General features: G+C 42.9%; 11 protein-coding genes. 7 read left to right on the top strand and 4 right to left on the bottom strand.

The window, feature by feature from the left end; genetic code table 11:
• Window positions 1–23: 23 nt before the first annotated feature.
• The 4 genes from glgX to IEW93_RS03175 all read left to right on the top strand — a co-directional run bounded on the left by glgX (window position 24) and on the right by IEW93_RS03175 (window position 7711).
• Entirely contained in the window at window positions 24–2123 is a 2100-nt protein-coding gene (gene glgX, locus IEW93_RS03190) for a glycogen debranching protein GlgX (RefSeq protein WP_188736859.1), read from the top strand.
• 3 nt (window positions 2124–2126) lie between these two features.
• Window positions 2127–4649 (top strand): glycogen/starch/alpha-glucan phosphorylase, encoded by a 2523-nt coding sequence (locus tag IEW93_RS03185; protein ID WP_188736857.1) that lies wholly within the window; start codon window positions 2127–2129, stop codon window positions 4647–4649.
• A 98-nt stretch (window positions 4650–4747) separates the two neighbouring features.
• The gene (gene glgC, locus IEW93_RS03180; RefSeq protein ID WP_188736854.1) at window positions 4748–6010 is read left to right on the top strand and encodes a glucose-1-phosphate adenylyltransferase; all 1263 of its coding nucleotides are present in this window, start codon (window positions 4748–4750) and stop codon (window positions 6008–6010) included.
• Between the two features lie 9 nt (window positions 6011–6019).
• Window positions 6020–7711 carry a glycogen synthase gene (locus tag IEW93_RS03175; RefSeq protein WP_188736852.1) on the top strand — a complete coding sequence of 564 codons (1692 nt, stop codon included), beginning with the start codon at window positions 6020–6022 and terminating at the stop codon, window positions 7709–7711.
• Window positions 7712–7803: 92 nt separating this feature from the next.
• On the opposite strand, the gene IEW93_RS03170 is transcribed toward IEW93_RS03175, so the two are convergent.
• From IEW93_RS03170 to IEW93_RS03160, 3 genes are all read right to left on the bottom strand, one after another.
• The gene (locus IEW93_RS03170) at window positions 7804–10197 is read right to left on the bottom strand and encodes a TonB-dependent receptor plug domain-containing protein (RefSeq protein WP_188736850.1); all 2394 of its coding nucleotides are present in this window, start codon (window positions 10195–10197) and stop codon (window positions 7804–7806) included.
• A gap of 233 nt (window positions 10198–10430) precedes the next feature.
• Window positions 10431–12152, bottom strand: coding sequence for a phospho-sugar mutase (locus IEW93_RS03165; RefSeq protein ID WP_188736848.1), 1722 nt, complete (start codon window positions 12150–12152; stop codon window positions 10431–10433).
• Window positions 12153–12384: 232 nt separating this feature from the next.
• Window positions 12385–13062: a glutathione S-transferase family protein gene (locus tag IEW93_RS03160; RefSeq protein ID WP_188736845.1), complete on the bottom strand. Its 678-nt coding sequence runs from the start codon at window positions 13060–13062 to the stop codon at window positions 12385–12387.
• Window positions 13063–13347: 285 nt separating this feature from the next.
• On the opposite strand from IEW93_RS03160, the gene IEW93_RS03155 reads away from it, so the two are divergent.
• Window positions 13348–13974 carry an HD domain-containing protein gene (locus IEW93_RS03155; protein ID WP_188736843.1) on the top strand — a complete coding sequence of 209 codons (627 nt, stop codon included), beginning with the start codon at window positions 13348–13350 and terminating at the stop codon, window positions 13972–13974.
• Between the two features lie 22 nt (window positions 13975–13996).
• Here the strand turns inward: IEW93_RS03155 and pabB are convergent, their stop codons facing one another.
• Complete coding sequence (pabB, locus tag IEW93_RS03150; RefSeq protein ID WP_188736841.1) at window positions 13997–15433, bottom strand: aminodeoxychorismate synthase component I; 1437 nt, start codon at window positions 15431–15433, stop codon at window positions 13997–13999.
• A 190-nt stretch (window positions 15434–15623) separates the two neighbouring features.
• Here pabB and IEW93_RS03145 point away from each other — a divergent pair, with 190 nt between their 5' ends.
• Complete coding sequence (locus IEW93_RS03145) at window positions 15624–17180, top strand: fumarate hydratase (protein ID WP_188736839.1); 1557 nt, start codon at window positions 15624–15626, stop codon at window positions 17178–17180.
• A gap of 190 nt (window positions 17181–17370) precedes the next feature.
• Window positions 17371–19422, top strand: a complete 2052-nt coding sequence (locus tag IEW93_RS03140) for a dipeptidyl-peptidase 5 (RefSeq protein ID WP_188736837.1) — start codon at window positions 17371–17373, stop codon at window positions 19420–19422.
• The last annotated feature ends 160 nt before the right edge of the window (window positions 19423–19582 follow it).

The following is a 19582-nucleotide window of genomic DNA, read 5'->3' as shown; positions in this document are numbered from 1 at the left end:
TTGCTAACTTACAGGGTTTTGTTATGGAAATGACCAGTGGCTACCCATATCCATTAGGGGCAACGCTCGACAATAACGGGGTAAATTTCTCGTTGTTTTCGGCTAATGCCACTAAAGTGGTGCTGTGCTTGTTTGACCCTAGCGGCCAGGTTGAAGTTGCACAATATGTGATGCGTGAAAATACTCGCCAAATTTGGCATTGCCATCTTAAAGGGGCAAAAGCTGGATTATTGTATGGGTATCGTGTTTTTGGCCCTTATCAACCAGAGTTAGGTCATCGTTTTAATCATCATAAATTATTACTTGACCCATATGCCAAAAAGCTTGTCGGTAAGGTGATCCAACATCCTGCATTGTACGGATACGATGTCACAGACAAAAACCAAGACTTGTCTTTTGATGTCCAAGACAGTGCCGCTTACATGCCTAAATGTCAGGTGGTGAATTGCGATTTTTCTGCCGAGATTCCCATTGCGCCATTAGCTAAACCATTAAATAAAAGTGTGTTATTTGAAACCCATGTAAAAGGCTTTACTAAGCTGCACCCTCAAATCGCCCCGACTAAACAAGGTACATTTGCCGGCCTTGCCAGCCAAGTCGTCATAGATTACTTGCAAAACCTGGGCATCACCTGTGTAGAACTGTTGCCAGTACATGGTTTTTTTGATGAACCATTTTTGACAGAAAAAAAACTCAATAATTATTGGGGCTACAACAGCATTACATTTATGGCGCCACACAATGCCTATATAGCGGATAAAACAGGTGACATAGCCGAGTTTCGGCACATGGTATCGAGGCTGCATCAAGCTGGTATCGAAGTGATACTCGATGTGGTGTTTAACCACACTGCAGAGGGTAATCATCTTGGGCCAACTTACAGTTTTAGAGGTATAGATAACGCCAGTTATTATCGATTATTGCCTAACGATAAACGTTTTAATATTAACGATACCGGTTGTGGTAACACCTTTAACTTAAACCATCCACAAGTGCTTATGTTAGTGATGGACTCATTACGTTATTGGGTTGAGGTGATGGGCGTTGATGGTTTTCGTTTTGATTTAGCCAGTTGTCTTGGACGTGAGGTATATGGTTTTGACCCTGGCAGTGGTTTTTTTGATGCCATTACTCAAGATCCAATATTGTGTAAAGTTAAGCTCATTGCCGAGCCTTGGGACATAGGGCCGGGCGGTTACCAACTTGGAAACTATCCGGTTGCTTTTAGTGAATGGAACGACAGATACCGTGACGCAATGCGCCGATTTTGGCGGGGTGACAGTGGTTTACTGCCAGAATTTGCTAAACGATTTCATGGTTCAAGCGACTTTTTTGAACATAATGGCCGTGGTCCTTCAGCCAGTATTAATTTTATTACCAGTCATGATGGATTTACCTTGCACGACTTGGTCAGTTATCGCGATCGCCATAATCTGGTCAATGGTGAGGATAATCGCGACGGTCACCAAGAAAACTGCAGTGATAATTATGGTGTAGAGGGCGAAACGGATGATGCCGAAATTAACGCGATTCGCGATCGTCAAAAACGCAACCTATTGACCTGTTTGCTGCTATCACAAGGTGTACCTATGTTGCTTGCCGGAGATGAGTCTGGACAAAGCCAGCAAGGTAACAACAACGCTTATTGCCAAGATAATCCCATTGGTTGGTTCAACTGGGACAACATCGATTGGGCATTGGTTAACTTTACGGCTCAGTTAATTACCCTACGCAAACGGTTTCCAATGTTATGCCATCAGGCCTTTATTCATAAACCAGAAGCCTTATTCGACAACGGATTAGCTTGGTTTAATCGCCAGGGTGAAGCGATGACAAAATCCCATTGGTGTGAACACCATACTCGTACATTGAGTGTGATTGTGACAGGTAATTTAGGTCATGCTGATATTGGCGCTGTGCCCGAAAGCACTGAAGCATTGCTGCTAATGATTAATGCTGATAGCCAATCGCACACCTTTACATTACCTCAATTTGCGCATTTAAGGCATTGGCATTGTTTATTGCATACCCAAGCGTCTGAGCCTGAGGTTGATGCTAGCCAACAACTTGTATTAATGGACCGCAGTTTAATGTTATTTCATACCGAATTTACCAAGGAGTGATGGATGACCACAGCTAAAGAAAGCGCCAGCGTGAAAAAAGCCACGACGACACGTAAAAAGACCACTAAAACAACTAAGCCTGCAACCTCAGTTGTACAAACATCGGAGCCTTGTGAGCCGTGTGACACTCTAGGGGCTTCTCTTGCTCGCCATATTCGCTATGGCCTTTGCCGCGATGAACACGAAAAAGAGGAGTTATTTACTGCGGTTGCAGAAAGTGTCAAAGAGCAAATGCTCGACAATTGGCGAGAAACACGCATTAAAGACAATCAATATCAGCAAAAGCAGATTGCTTATTTGTCATTGGAGTTTTTAATGGGCCGCGCGTTAGGTAATGCATTACTTAGCTTAGATCTTACCGACGAAGCCCAAAAGGTACTAACCGATTACGCCACCACATTAGAAGATCTTGAGCAGGTCGAGCACGATGCAGGTTTGGGCAATGGTGGGTTAGGTCGCCTCGCTGCGTGTTTTTTAGACAGCTGTGCGTGTCTTGACTTGTCTGTAACCGGCTATGGTATTCGTTACCAATATGGCATGTTTGTACAAAAAATCATTGATGGCTATCAGGTTGAACGTCCAGATCGTTGGTTGCGTCACGGCAATCCATGGGAGGTTCGCATTGCAAACCGTATTGTGACGGTACCATTTTTTGGTCATACCGAAACCTATGTAGACAAAGATGGGCGCCGTCATCATGTATGGACTAATACACAAAATGTGCTCGCTGTTCCTTATGATATGCCAATTCCAGGCTTTAATAATGGCCGGATTAACACCTTACGTTTATGGAAAGCCGAAGCCAACGATGAATTCGATTTAGAAGAATTTAATGATGGTGATTATGCAGAAGCGGTGGCGACCAAAAACCTAGCAGAACAAATTACCATGGTGTTATACCCCAACGACGCCAGCGTCAATGGTAAAGAGTTAAGGTTAAGGCAGCAGTACTTTTTATCGTCTGCCAGTTTGCAAGATTTACTGGCTCGATATGTAGACCAATACGGTGAAGACTTCAGTGAATTTAGTCGTCGCAATGTTATGCAGTTAAATGATACTCATCCCAGTATTGCCGTACCTGAGTTAATGCGTTTATTAATGGACAAGTATGGATTGGGCTGGAATGAGGCATGGGATATTACCAGCCGTTCTATGGCGTATACCAACCATACGTTATTACCAGAAGCATTAGAGCGCTGGCCAGTGCCGATGATGAAAAATATGCTGCCGCGTATTGTTGAAATTATTTTTGAAATCAACGCAAGATACTTGGAGTTAGTAGCGCATCATTGGCCTGGTAATATTCAAAAATTGGCCGATATGTCAATTATAGAAGAAGGCCCAGAACAACAAATTCGCATGGCGTATTTAGCGATAGTGGCCAGTTTTTCTGTCAATGGTGTTGCAGGGCTGCACACTGAACTGCTCAAGCAAGGTTTGTTTAGCGATTTTTATCAGCTATGGCCGCATAAATTTAACAATAAAACCAACGGTGTAACGCCAAGACGCTGGCTTGCATATTGTAATCCTAAACTCTCAGGCTTAATTACCCGTCGATTAGGCAAAGAATGGATTACAGACTTGACCCATCTTGCCGCGCTCAATGCTTTTACCAGCGACAAGGCCTTTGTCAAAGAATGGGCTGAGATTAAATTAACCAACAAACAAGCATTAAGTGAATTTGTAGAACAACAATGTGGCGTTACATTTGACCCACAAATGATGTTTGATGTGCAGGTTAAACGTATACACGAATACAAGCGCCAGTTACTTAATATTTTGCATGTTATCCATTTATACCGCCGCATTTTAAATGGCGACACCCAAGGTATGGCTCCCCGCTGTGTGTTAATAGGCGGTAAAGCTGCACCTGGTTATGCCATGGCCAAGCAAATCATTAAATTAGCCAATAATGTGGCTCACATGGTCAATTCGGATCCTTTAGTTACCCCTTATCTTAGAATGGCATTTTTACCCAACTATAACGTCAGTGCAATGGAGAAAATTTGCCCAGGCACCGATTTGTCAGAACAAATTTCAACCGCAGGTAAAGAAGCCTCAGGCACTGGTAACATGAAGTTTATGATGAACGGTGCATTAACCATTGGCACGCTTGATGGCGCTAATATTGAAATGCTAGAAGAGGTTGGTAAAGATAACTTCTTCTTATTTGGTTTAAATGCCCAAGAAGTGGCACAAACTAAAGCACATTACCAACCACAACAGATAATTGCTGAGTCAGAAGCCCTAACAGGGGTAATGAACATGCTAAAAAGTGGTCATTTCAATTTAGTTGAACCCGGCATATTTGATCACATTATCGCATCCATTGTTGATCCTTTTGATCAGTGGATGACCGCAGCAGATTTTGACAGCTATCGAATCGCCCAAGAAAACGTGTCTGCGACTTATTTAGATCAAGCTAAATGGCAACAAATCAGTATTCGAAATAGCGCAGCCAGCGGGCGTTTTTCGAGTGATAACACCATTTCAGGTTATCGCGATGATATCTGGATGAAAAAGTAAAACAAGGAGGCGATGGCAGCATCGCCAAGTTGTACAGCAAGGCGTGGATATATGCTTATTAATCGTGGCTTAACTATAAAGCCGAATGGAGTCTGTTTATGAGTAATGTTCGTTATATTAGTAATTTAACTCGTGATACCTATGCAATCATTTTAGCCGGCGGCCGGGGCTCGCGCTTATATGAGTTAACCGATTGGCGTGCAAAACCCGCCTTATACTTCGGCGGAAAATTTCGCATTATCGACTTTCCACTGTCTAACTGTATTAACTCAGGTATTCGCCGTGTTGGTGTGGTGACTCAATACAAATCACACTCACTCATTCGTCACGTTACTCGTGGTTGGGGCCATTTTAAAAAAGAACTAGGCGAATCGGTCGAGATTTTACCTGCATCACAACAAACCTCGGGTAATTGGTATCAAGGCACTGCAGATGCTGTATTTCAAAATATTGACATTATTCGCCATGAAATCCCCAAATACGTGATGATTTTATCTGGCGATCATGTTTATCGTATGGATTATGCTGGATTGCTCGCCGCTCATGCTGAGTCTGGTGCCGACATGACAGTGTGTTGCTTAGAAACGCCGATCGCAGAAGCCGCTGGTGCTTTTGGTGTTATGGAAGTTGATGGCAATATGCGTGTGATTGGTTTTGAAGAAAAACCGGCTAACCCTAAACCTACGCCCAATGATCCAGAAAAATGCCTTGCTTCGATGGGTAATTATGTATTCAACACTAAGTTTTTATTTGACCAGCTAAAGAAAGACGCTAAAAACGAAAATTCAGATCGAGACTTTGGTAAAGACATCATTCCAGCCATTATTGAGCAGTTTAATGTGTTTGCGTATCCGTTCACCAGTGCAGTACCTGAAGAACCCGCTTACTGGCGTGATGTTGGTACATTAGATTCATTTTTTCAAGCTAACATGGAGCTGTTATCACCGACACCACAGTTAAATTTATACGATGCTAAATGGCCAATTTGGACATATCAAGAACAATTACCACCTGCAAAATTTGTATTTGACGATGAAGATCGCCGTGGTATGGCTGTTGATTCGATAGTGTCTGGCGGATGCATTATTTCTGGTGCCAAAGTTAAACGCAGTGTGTTGTTTGATGAAGTCAGAGTGTGTTCCTACTCGTTTGTTAAAGATTCTGTGCTGCTGCCCGATGTTGTGGTATTAAAAAATTGCAAAATTCAAAACGCAATTATTGACCGTGGTTGCATTATTCCTGACGGAATGGTTATTGGATACAACCAAGACCACGATAGGGCGAGAGGCTTTAGGGTGTCAGAAAAAGGGATTACCTTGGTGACGCGTAAAATGTTAGGTTTAGCTGTTGGTTACGAATAAGGACCCCGAATGACCCAAGAAAATGTAAAACGTGTTTTGCTGGTGGCGGCAGAAAACGATGCATTACATGGGGCGAAGGTGGGCGGTATGGCGGATGTGATCCGCGATTTACCGCCTGCTTTGGCGCAATGTGGTGTTATAGCCGATGTGGCCATGCCAAATTATGGCTTTTTGGCTGGGCATTATCATGCAAAGCATTATGCCAATATTAGTGTTCATTTTTCGGGTGCGGAACATCATATCAAGGTGTTTTGCATGCCAAGGCCTGCTCACAAAGACGATGTATTAGCCATTCATTCTCTTCCCGGTGATCATTTACTGCCAGAGCAATTACAGCAAAATCCACCTATGGTGTATTTGTTCGACCACCCGTTATTTAATCATAATGGGCAAGTGTATTGTAACGGAGCACATGACAGACCTTTTGCCGATGATGCAACTAAATTTGCTTTATTCTCTTTGGCCGTGGCGACTTGCTTAGTTGACAATATTCTGCCTCGTTACCAGGTGCTTCATTTGCATGATTGGCATGCGGCTATGGTGGCCATGTTAAGGCAATGCGTTAATGAGTTTGAGCGTCTCAATGACATCGCCTGTGTATATACTATTCATAACTTAGCCTTGCAAGGGATCAGGCCGTTTAGTGGCGATGAATCTTCATTTGCTGCCTGGTTTCCTCAATACGCATATCAGCTTAAAGCCATTGCTAAAGTCAGCATATTTGACCCGCGATACGATAATTGTATTAATCCAATGCGTATGGGAATTGTCCTGTCTGATAAAGTCCATTTAGTGTCGCCAAGTTATGCCAAGGAAGTGCTAATGGCATCCAATCATGGCAAAGGCTTTTTTGGTGGTGAAGGCCTTGAAGGTGATTTAGCCGTTAAAGCACAGCAAGATGATTTGGTTGGCATTATTAATGGTTGTGTGTATGACAATCATCAACGCGAAACCAAAGACCGTGACTCGTATATTCAGTTACTGACGAATGCACAAAATGCCGTGTTAAGCTGGCAAGCCAATGTTGCTCATGTCAGCGCCATTGATAGTATTGCGTTGAATCGTTTATCACAATTGAGTGTCAAACTGTTACGAGAAGATACATTGCAAATCCCGTTTCTGTTGACATCGGTTGGGCGCTTAACTGAACAAAAAGTGCTGATTTTATTACAACCCTATGTTGATGGTCATGGGCATCAGCAATCCATCACTGTACTGGAGGCATTACTTCGCACCCTAAAAAAACAACAATCCAACGGGGTGTTTTGGCTATTAGGCAGTGGTGATAAACACATTGCAGCACACCTGCAAACGATTGCTGCAAAGTATGACAATCTGCTGTTTATTCATGGTTATAATGAATCAGTGTCTGACGAGTTATATCAATTAGGTGATTTATTTTTAATGCCAAGTTCATTTGAACCTTGTGGCATCAGCCAAATGTTGGCGATGAGGGCAGGTCAGCCTTGTTTAGTGCATGCCGTGGGTGGATTAAAAGACACCATTATTGATAATGAGAGTGGCTGGGCGTTTACTGGTGAGTCATTGTTACAACAGGGCAGCGCATTAGTGATGCGTTTAAGCGAAGTGTTGGCACTGTATGACACGCCTCAATGGAAAAAAGTAGCACAAAAGGCCGCACAGCAACGCTTTACCTGGGACAGTGTCGCTCAAGAATACATCGATAAGTTGTATGGTTAACAACAGTTAGTTGGGCTTAAATGAAAAAGCACCGAATTATCGGTGCTTTTTGTTTGGTACATTATTAACCTAAGCGTTGGTTAATATATTTATTAGTAAGTATAACGTAGGTCTAAGTAGTAATAACCACCGTTAAAACCAAATGGTGTATTGGTTAATGGATAAACAAAAATACCATTGAAGTTATTGTCTTCAGGACGTTTTTCAGGGTATGTGTCAAACAAGTTTTGTACGCCAAGTGTTACGGCAAGCGCATCTGTCGCTTGATAACGGGTACTTAAGTCTGTGGTCCATTTTGCATCATATTCAACTTCACTTGCTGAATAACCCACGGTGTATTTACCAAAATAACTAAAACGTAAGTTAGTGGTAAAGTCATCATATTGATGCGTAAATCCAATGTTGCCAGAATGCTTAGACGTTGCTTCTGTCATTCGAATTTCTTCAATTCTGTCGAATAACTCGCTTTCCAAACCGTTGAGTATTGACGGTAAGTTGACCGACTTAATGTCTGTTTCTTTATATGAGTAGGCTAGGTTAGTTGACACATCACCATACTGTCCCAGGTCAAATTGCTGAGTCATTACTAAATCAACGCCTTGAGTTTGGGTGTCAACTGCGTTCATAAAGAAACGCGCAGACTCTGCGTTAGTCCCTGCAAGAGCTGCAGCTATCACTGCGGAGCTTTCTTGATCAACAGAACCAGACAAAATAATTCGGTCGTCTACATCAATTTGGTATGCATCTAATGTGGCAGTAAAACCATTATCACCGTTATACACTAGGCCTGCACTGTAAGAGTGTGATATTTCGGCTTTAAGATCAGGGATCCCTAGCGCCTCTTTAATTGGCGAAAGTTGGTTAAAGGTGCCTGATTCTCGAGGCACAAATTCACCGGTGACTGGATCAGGATCAAAGAAAGTCGACACGTTAGTAAAGTATAACTGTTGTACACTTGGCGCGCGGAAACCTGTATCAGTGGTTATACGAAACGCTAACTTATCGGTGAGATCATAACGCCCAGACAACTTCCAACTGGTGTTGCTACCAAAATCAGAATAATCTTCATAGCGTACAGCAGCCGCCCAATAAAATTCGTTAGTTAATTGGTTTTCAAGTTCTATATACAAACCAACATTGGTGCGATCTTCATTCACTTCAGACTCTTCAGTAAAGCCGCCAAAACCCTGGCTGCCACCCGCTTTACCTTCATAATCACCTTGAATGTACGACTCTTCTTGGCCTGCTTCAATTTCATAACCACTTTCGCGGAACGTCACACCTGTGGCTACCATCAATTCAGAGTCATTATAAAAGTCGTAATAAGTTGACGCATCTAACGTTAAATTGAGTTCGCTATTTGACAGGGTGCCTGCATAAAAATCCGTCGGGCTGGTGGGACCTAACGAAGCATTAATGGTGTTTTCAACGTTATACTCAAAGCTGTTACTGCCAAAGCCTGCTGAGGCATCAATCGTCCATTTACCAATTTCAAAGTCGTAACCAAGTAACAAAGAAAAATCGATAATTTCAGGGCTAATTTGCGGTAAATATCCGTCTGGATAGACTTCAATGATATTACGAGAATCTATCGCACGGCGATAAAATGCACCAGAAGTTGAGTTGCGCTTGCTTATTCCACCAAATGCATACACTTTACTGGTGTCTGAAATGGCTTGCTCGGCATTGGCAAATAAACCGTAGTTATCATAATCACTGTCGCCAACATGGTGGTTTTGCCGATCAAAGGTTTCTTCGCGAGGGTCTAAACTGCCGTCATCTAATGTAGGATATTGTTGGCGAGAGTCCAGGCCTGCACGGTTTGTGGCGTTCTTTTGATGGGCTTCAAGCGATACGTTAACAAAACCATCATCGCTAATACTAAAACCTTGGTTAACACCCACACGGACTTGTTCGCCGTCACCTTCATAGGTTTGACCAATTTGGGTTGATATGCTGCCACCTTCGTCGCTGTCTTTAAGCACAACGTTAATCACACCAGCAATGGCGTCCGAACCATATAGTGCAGATGCGCCGTCGCGCAAAATTTCAATACGCTTAATGGCTGTCATTGGTATTGCGTTGAGGTCAACGTTTGAAGAGCCTTTACCCACAGTTCCTGATAAATGAACTAGTGCAGAACCATGGCGACGTTTACCATTGACTAACACTAGGGTGTGATCAGGCGACATTCCGCGCAAACTGGCAGGACGAACCGCATCACTACCATCGGTAATTGAAGAAAAAGGGAAGCTGTAACTTGGGGCTGCAAATTGCAGTGCCTTTGCGGTTTCTGTTATACCTGTGGCTTCGAGTTGCTCAGCAGTAATAATGTCCACTGGCGTCGGGCTATCAGTTGCTGTTCGCAGTGCAATGCGCGAGCCAACTACCTGAATACGTTCTAAATTCTCACCTTCTTGTGCAGCGAACGCTGTTGGGACTGTGATACTTGCAGCAACGGCCACACTAACGAGACTTTTATACATTTCATCATCCTGCTATAACGTTATGATAATTTTTATAACATTATAGAGTAAATTCACCGTTTAATAGATCAGTTTAATCTATTGTCAATTAGTTTAAAGATGCATAACTAATGACACACAGTTATAGTGAATTTTTTTAATGATCACAATGTGTTAAATTAATGTTTTAAACAAGTGGTAACACCTGTTAAATGTAACAGGTGTTTAACATTTGCCCATTAAATATAAATATATTACTCAGGCAAACTGGCTTGATGAGCTTTAATAAAGTTTGCCATTGTTTGTTGAGCGCGCATTTGTGCTGTGGCCCAGGTATCTGTTTCATCCATGCTTTCTACCACTTCGTAATAACACTTAATTTTAGGCTCAGTCCCCGAGGGTCTCACTATCACTCTGGCGTCATTTTCTAAACTGTAAATCAATACATCGCTTTTAGGTAAATCAATCACAGCGGTGCTACCATCGCAAAATGTACGACGTGATTGGCTCAAGTCATCCCAGAACTGCACCGTATAATCGGCAATTTTTTCAGGTGGTTGTTGACGTAAATACTCGCCAATATTTGGCGTGTCAGGTTTAAGGGCAATACTTATCTGTGCATTTAAGTGAAAGCCATGTTGGCGATAAATTTGCTCTAACTTATCCCAAACTGTTTGGCCTTTTTCTGCCAGTTTTGCGCACATTTGAGCAAAAGCAACCAGGGCTGACAAGCCGTCTTTGTCCCATACCATACTGCCTACGGTATAACCAAGGGCCTCTTCATAGGCAAATAAAAATTGGTTATCAGCTTCGCATCTGTTTATGCCCACATTCATTAACCATTTAAATCCGGTGAGCGTGGTATAACAGCTTGCATGAAACGACTGAGCGACTTTAGACAATAAACTTGAAGAGACAATCGTCGTGCCGACTAAACGTTGATGTGCTGGTGCGTTTGATAACAAATATTCGCCAAGTAATACGCCTACCTGATCGCCAGTTAACATTTTATAGTCATTATCAGAAGTACGTACCGCAACAGCAAAGCGGTCAGCATCTGGATCGTTAGCGCAAGCCAGCATGGCTCGATGCTTGTTCGCTTCTGCTATGACTAAATCCATTGCGCCTTCTTCTTCAGGGTTTGGGAAGTTGACGGTGGGAAAGTCGCCATCTGGCTCGCGTTGAGCTTCTACAGAATAAACTTGTTTAAAGCCTGCATCGTGTAACACCGCTTCAGCCATATTAGCGCCCACGCCATGCATGGCGGTGTAGGCTAAACTGACCTTACTTGTGTTGGCATGCTGTTGTAAAATAGTCGCATTGTGTATGCCATGACGATAAGTTTGATAAAACTCATCTTTGAGCCAAATGAGTTTGTCTTGCTCTTCAGCCAGTTCCAAATCCATAAATGGGATCGTTTGAGTTGCTGCATGCTCAATTCTGGCTGCAATACCTGAATCGTGCGGTGGAATAATCTGTGCGCCATTTTCCCAATACACTTTATAACCGTTGTACTGTGGTGGGTTATGACTCGCTGTAACGACAATACCGGCTGCTGCATTAAAGTGTTTTACCCCAAATGCCACGAGTGGCGTTGGTGCAACCTGCGCTGTTAATCGAACGGTAAAGCCCATTGCGGTGAGCACGCTAGCAGCATCATGGGCAAAAGTGTATGAATCATGGCGACCGTCATACCCAATAATTACACCGCGCGAAGCGGCGTAACTTATTTGTGATAATAAATATGCCCCCAAACCTGCGGTAGTTTGCCTAACAACTAAGCGGTTCATGGCCATGGGACCAGGACCTACGACACCTCTAAGTCCTGCAGTGCCAAACGCTAAACGCCCAGAAAACATATCTGTTAACGTGCTTTCATCTTGGTTATCAATCAGGATTTTTAAAGCCCGTTGGGTTTTTGGGTCGGGGTCTTGTTCAAACCATTGGTTAACTTGATGATGTAAGTGAGTATTCATGATTTACCTCATTGATAATCATATTTAAACGCTACAGTAACAGTAGAAAAATTACCTCATAAGAACAAGTTAAATTGTGCAATATCAGCAGTAAATAATCACAACGTGGCATATTGATTACCTCACTCATCGCGTTGTGGACTTTATGGTGAAAATGGCTAAATAAAAACGCGTAATGCAAAGCAATACGCGTTTTTAATGACTTGAGCTTGTTAACTGAATATTGGTTTAGTTAAGCTTTTGGGAAATTTTGCGGGAAGAAAGCTCGTTTTGCTTCTTCATCAAACTCACCTTTAAAAGCAATATCTTTACCGAGGTTACGGGCAGTTTCAACGGCTGGTCGTGAACTTATGCTCTCAAACCAGCGCTGTAAATGAGGGTAAGGTGTTAAGCCTTCTTCGCCTAGTACTACCGTTGCTTTGTCAATCCAGCCCCAAGCAGATACATCAGCAATAGTGTATTCATTGCCGACCAGGTATTGACGACCCGCTAAATGTTCGTTTAACACTTCATAATGGCGTTGGGCTTCACGTAAATATCGGTTAGTGGCATAAGCAATTTTCTCAGGCGCATGGTGTCTAAAGTGCACACATTGACCAGAAAAAGGGCCAAGACCAGTTGCAACAAACATTAACCATGATAGCAGTTCACCGCGGTCTTCAGCTTTACCTAAAAGCTGACCAGACTTTTCAGCTAAGTATAATAAAATCGCGTTTGAATCGAATACTCTGACGCCATTGTCTTCAATTGCAGGGGTTTTAGCATTTGGGTTAATCGCTTTAAATTCAGCAGTATGTTGCTCACCTTTAAGGGTATCAACAGGCACCAGTTCAAAAGGTAAACCGGTTTCGGCAAGAAACAATGCAACTTTCATTGGGTTAGGGCCTGGATGGAAAAAAAACTTAAGCATGAGTCACTCCTTTTCTATTAGGGCTAATATTGAAACAGATTTTGAGTGAACGCTCAACATTATTTTGAACAATCGGTCAAAAATTATGAGCCTTTATTTCGCCATGGCGTGTTTAGTCATAGAAATAACCTGAATTTTGGTTTTTATTTGTTTGTGTATGCTTTAACAGAAAAAGGGTTTTATTGTGGCTAATCAGTCATTAGCATGCTTTGATGTATGGCATTGGTTTTATACATTGCCAATATGAGTAGAAACTATAAATCAGTGAGCCGCGCAAGGAATAGCATGATCGAACAATATGAAGATCAATTGATTGAATTTATTAAAATAGAAATGCAACAAGATTTAGCCCATGATATTCGTCATGTGTGTAGAGTCGTTAACATGGCCAAATCGTTATGCTTAAGTGAAGGTGCAAACATGGACGTTGTGGTACCCGCAGCCTATTTACACGATTGTTTTTCGTTTGCTAAAAATCATCCAGACCGTGCTCAGAGCTCTCGTTTTGCGGCAGATAAAGCGATCGCGTTTTTGCGCAATATTGACTATCCCAAAACACTACTGCCCGCCATTCACCATGCGATTGTCGCCCACAGTTACAGTGCCAATATTAAGCCACAAAGTCTCGAAGCTCAAATAGTTCAAGATGCCGACAGGCTAGATGCATTAGGGGCCATTGGCATTGCAAGGTGTCTTCAAGTCAGCACCAGCCTTGGTGTGAGCTTATACCATGTAGATGACCCATTTTGTATCAACAGACAAGCCAATGATCGGCTTTTTGCGATTGACCACTTCTTCACAAAATTATTTAAGCTTGCTGACACCATGCACACCGAATCTGCAAAAATAGAAGCCAGCAAAAGAATTAAGTATATGAAAAGCTTTTTGGCTCAATTAAGTACTGAGATTTAACGGCTTAGAAAATATCAGCGTATTATTGTTTATTCAGATTCTCTAACAAGGGCAAGATTTTACTGACTTTATCAAAGCTTTCTTGATATTCCGCTTTTGCATCAGAATCGGCCACAATACCGCCGCCCGCCCAACAATATATGTTGTTTTGCTCGGTCACTAAGGTGCGAATGGTAATGCTGGTGTCCATATTGCCGTCCTGGCTGATGTAACCAATACTGCCGCAATACAGGTTTCGTCTTGATGGTTCTAACTCTTCGATAATTTGCATGGCGCGTATTTTGGGGGCGCCGGTAATCGAACCGCCAGGAAAGGCGGCCTGGAGTAAATCAAAGGCGTTATGATCCGCTGCCAGTGTGGCTGTTACCGTGCTCACTAAATGATGTACAGCAGGAAAGCTTTCAATTGCAAATAACGACGGCACCTTAACACTGCCAGCTGCGGCGACTTTACCAATGTCGTTACGCAGTAAATCCACAATCATGACATTCTCGGCGCGATCTTTCTCAGATCCACGTAATGTGTCAGCTGCAAGCAAGTCTAAGCTAGGGTCAATATTACGTGGCAAGGTGCCTTTGATGGGTTTGGTTTCGATAACATTATGCTGTAAGCGGATAAAGCGTTCAGGCGAAATGGATAGTACACAATGCTCAGGTAAACGCATAAATGCAGAAAAGGGCGCTTGGTTAGCACAAGACAATGCACAATACGCTTGCCATTCGTCACCTTGATATTGCGCTTCAAAGCGCTGGGTTAAATTGATTTGATAGCAGTCACCGCTGAGTAAATATTGCTGCACCTGAGCAAATTTACGCTGGTATTCTTGCTCTGTTATTTGATTTTTCCATGCTGATGTTAAGCTAAAATCTTGTGCGCCGACGTGAGCATCTACATTATCTTTGTGTTTAGATTGTATTTTTGAGTGAATTAAATTCACCTCAAAATCAAGCGCAGATTTTCCATTAAAATGATATGCATACCAAGATTTTTCCTCATAGCTGTAGAGCAGGCAGAAATCATAAAATCCTATATTCATCTCTTTTAAGTGAATATCTTTGTTGGCTATTTCAGGCAGTTTTTCAATGCTGCGACCCAAATCATAACCCCAAGCACCAACTGCACCGACACTAAAAGGGTGTTCACATGCTTGAACCGCGGGATAAAGTAAATGGTGGATATGGGCTAAGGTTTCAAGTGGCGTTTGTGCATCAGCAAAGGCGATGTTGAGCTGCGCAATATTAGGATCAATTGCAGTAAACTGACACTTGCCCTCATCACTGGTTAATGTGGCGATGGGATTAATGGCAATAACATCATACTTAGCATCGGCATGAGCGGCATGAGCTGAGTCGAGTAACATCGCCCATGGGGTGTCACAAAATAATGCAAACAGTTGTTTTGTCTCAATTTGCCAATCTAATTTTTGCCCATAAAGTGCATTTTTTGCCCGCGCAAACATCGATGACCCTTATCTAAAAATGTGATGTAGCCCAAAAAGGATGGAAAGAGTATCATATTGGTCTAAATAGTTAACCTCAGTTTGGTAAGCGTCTAATGAGTCGTCATTTATTTGAGCGATTCATAGATAATACCCAACTGTGTGTTAAAGATAATAATGTTAGGCCGCAATGGCTGCTGGAGCGCCCACTATGTCGAGCAATACCCCTACAACTCATTCTAATTCTCCTGTTGTGATAAAACAGGCTGATTTTATTGAAAGTATCGCAGATTCACTACAGTACATTTCTTACTATCACCCTAAAGACTTTGTTGATGCGATGTACAATGCATACCAACGTGAGCAAAGCGCTGCCGCTAAAGATGCGATCGCACAAATTTTGATTAACTCGCGTATGTCTGCCGAAGGTAAGCGTCCGTTGTGTCAAGACACGGGGATTGTCACCACATTTGTAAAAATTGGTATGTCGGTACAGTGGGACAAAACCGATATGACAGTACAAGAAATGGTCGATGAAGGTGTACGCCGTGCATACACTAATCCAGATAACCCATTACGTGCATCGATTGTTGCCGATCCCGCTGGCGTGCGCAAAAACACCAAAGACAATACACCGTCGGTTGTACACATTGATATGGTTGCTGGTAATCAGGTTGAAGTGATGATTGCAGCTAAAGGCGGCGGATCTGAAAACAAATCAAAAATGGCGATGTTAAACCCGTCTGATGATATTGCAGCTTGGGTAGAGAAAACCTTACCGACTATGGGAGCGGGTTGGTGCCCACCGGGTATGCTCGGCATAGGCATTGGCGGCACGGCTGAAAAAGCTGCTGTAATGGCAAAAGAGTCATTAATGGATCCGGTTGATATTCATGAGTTAATGGCTCGCGGCGCTCAAACAAGTGAAGAAAAATTACGTTTAGACATTTTTGAGCGTGCTAATAACTTAGGCATAGGTGCCCAAGGTTTAGGTGGCTTAACGACAGTGTTAGACATCAAAATCAAATCTGCGCCAACTCATGCTGCGTCAAAGCCTGTGGTGATGATCCCTAACTGTGCGGCAACTCGCCATGTGCACTTTCATTTAGACGGCACAGGCCCTGTTGAATTGGCGCCACCTTCTTTATCTGACTGGCCAGAAATCACGCGCGAAGCGGGCGAGAACACCCATCGGGTAAATTTAGATAACATTACACAGGCAGAAATCGAAACCTGGAAGAGCGGTGATACCTTATTGCTTAACGGTAAAATGTTAACCGGCCGTGATGCGGCGCATAAGCGCATTCAATCGTTATTAGATTCAGGCGAAGGTCTACCTGAAGGTGTCGATTTTAAAGGTAAATTTATTTACTACGTTGGCCCAGTTGATCCAGTGCGTGAAGAAGTGGTTGGCCCAGCGGGCCCAACAACGGCAACCCGTATGGATAAATTCACCGACATGATGCTAGAAAAAACCGGCCTAATGGGCATGATTGGTAAGTCTGAGCGTGGCCCTGAAACGGTGGCATCGATTAAAAAGCACAAAGCTGTGTATTTAATGGCTGTGGGCGGTGCGGCGTATTTAGTGTCTAAAGCCATTAAAAAAGCACGCGTCGTTGCCTTCGAAGACTTAGGAATGGAAGCCATTTACGAGTTTGAAGTGCAAGACATGCCAGTGACCGTTGCGGTAGACTCAAATGGCGTTAATGCTCACGAGACTGGCCCTGCAATATGGAAAGTGAATATTGCCAATAGCAAAGCTAAATAATCGTCGTTATTTACGGCAAACACATAGACTCACTACAGTGTCAATGTGATAAGACGCTCAGGTTTACAGCTGTTTACAAAAGGCCTGTTGCCTGAGCGTTTTGCTTTCGCTAGTCTGCAATATATCTTTGTTGTAAGCCAGCACAACACGGCTCACAATCACTACTAAAAACAATTGAGACTCCATAACAATGAAAAAGTCCTCTGTATTATTTGCACTGGTTGCCGCAGGAATGGCAACATCAGCACTTGCGGCTCAGCCGACCCCTTTTAATGTGCAGCAATTAGTCAATTTAAATAAAGTGCATTCAGCTGCCGTGTCAAACGACGGTAAAAGCCTTGTCTATGGCGTTAAAGTGATCGATGAACAAGGTAACGCCAGTTCAGATCTATTTTTACTTGATTTAAATAATAAAAATGCCACACCCAAACAGCTGACCTCAGCAGAAGGTACTGAGCATGATGTCAGCTTTTCAGCTGATGGCCAGTCAATTTACTTTCTGGCAAGCCGTACGGGCAGCAGCCAGTTATATCAGTTAGCCCTTAATGGTGGTGAAGCCATTGCTGTCACTGATTTACCTCTCGATGTGAATGGTTACAAATTGTCCCAAGATGGCAAACAAGTTGTCATGACCATGCGCGTGTTTCCAGAGTGTGCTGATTTAGCCTGTTCTAAAGACAAGTTCACCGCCATTGATGAAAGTAAAACATCAGGCCGTGAATACAAGCAGTTAATGGTGCGTCATTGGGACACATGGGAAGACCATGCCCGTAATCATTTATTTGTTGCGCAAATTAACGGTAAAAAAATTACCGCCCCCGTTAATGTGACCGCCAATCGCGACACAGAAACACCGCCTAAACCGTTTTCTGGTATGGAAGAAGTGACTTTCACCCCAGACGGTAAATACGTAGTGTACAGTGCAAAAGCGCCAAGTCGCGATCAAGCCTGGACCACTAACTACGATTTATGGCAAGTGCCTGTCACTGGCGGCGACACCGTAAACTTAACAGAAGCCAACACAGCTTGGGACTCACAACCTACGTTTTCAGCCGATGGTCGTTACCTAGCTTATTTAGCCATGACAAAACCAGGCTATGAAGCTGACCGTTACCGTATCATGTTAAGAGATAACGTAACCGGACAAGAAAAAGAAGTCGCACCTTTGTGGGATCGTAGTCCACACTCAATCAGTTTTAGTGCTGATGGCCGTACTTTATATGTTGCTGCGCAAGATGTTGGCCAGGTCAGTATTTTTGAAGTGAATACTCAATTTGGTGATGTGCGTCCTATTTATAATCAAGGTAGCAATAGTTTAATTGCGGTCACTAACAACAAATTGATTTTCCAAAAATCATCTCTTGTTGAACCTGGTGATATCTATAGCGTCACTTCAGAAGGTGAGCAACTCACTAAGTTAACCGATGTTAACAAAGACAAACTGGCTAACATCAAATTTGGTGAGTACGAGCAGTTTAATTTTAAAGGCTGGAATGACGAAACCGTTCATGGTTACTGGATTAAGCCAGCTAATTATGAAGAAGGTAAAAAATACCCGATAGCGTATTTAGTCCATGGTGGTCCACAAGGCTCATTTGGCAACAGTTTTAGTGGTCGCTGGAATGCGCAATTATGGGCTGGTGCAGGCTATGGTGTTGTCATGGTCGACTTTCATGGTTCTACCGGTTATGGCCAGGCATTTACCGATTCTATCGGCAAAGATTGGGGCGGCAAGCCACTTGAAGATCTTAAAAAAGGTATAGCAGCCGTTACGGCGCAACAACCTTGGTTAGATGCGAATAATGCGTGTGCATTAGGTGGCTCATATGGCGGTTACATGATGAACTGGATCCAGGGCCAATGGAACGATGGATTCAAGTGTCTTGTTAACCATGCCGGTCTTTTTGACATGCGCTCAATGTACTATGTAACTGAAGAGTTATGGTTCCCTGAATATGAGTTTGGCGGCTCATACGACAAGAACAAAGCACTTTATGAGAAGTTTAACCCAGTTAACTATGTTGAAAACTGGAAAACGCCTATGTTAGTGATCCACGGTGAAAAAGATTACCGTGTACCTTATGGTCAAGGTTTAGCGGCATATACCTACATGCAGCGTAATGGTATTCCATCTGAGTTGTTAGTGTTTCCAGACGAAAATCACTGGATTTTAAATCAAGACAACTTACAGCAATGGTACAAAAACGTATTAGGTTGGATGGACCGTTGGACTGCAAAATAGTGGTAATGACGAGTTAACGGGTTAAGGTAAAAACCACTTGCTTGGTATGACCCAAGTAATAAGAGATGTCACTTAAGGTGGCATCTCTTTTTTTGCCTTCAGCTTACCTTAACGTTAGTAATTTTCATCATGGTTGTTTTATGCTCAATGGCAAGCTGTA

It is taken from the genome of Shewanella inventionis, assembly GCF_014641855.1.
GTDB classification, from domain to species: Bacteria; Pseudomonadota; Gammaproteobacteria; order Enterobacterales; family Shewanellaceae; genus Shewanella; species Shewanella inventionis.
This window is presented reverse-complemented; position numbering and strand designations above follow the sequence as displayed.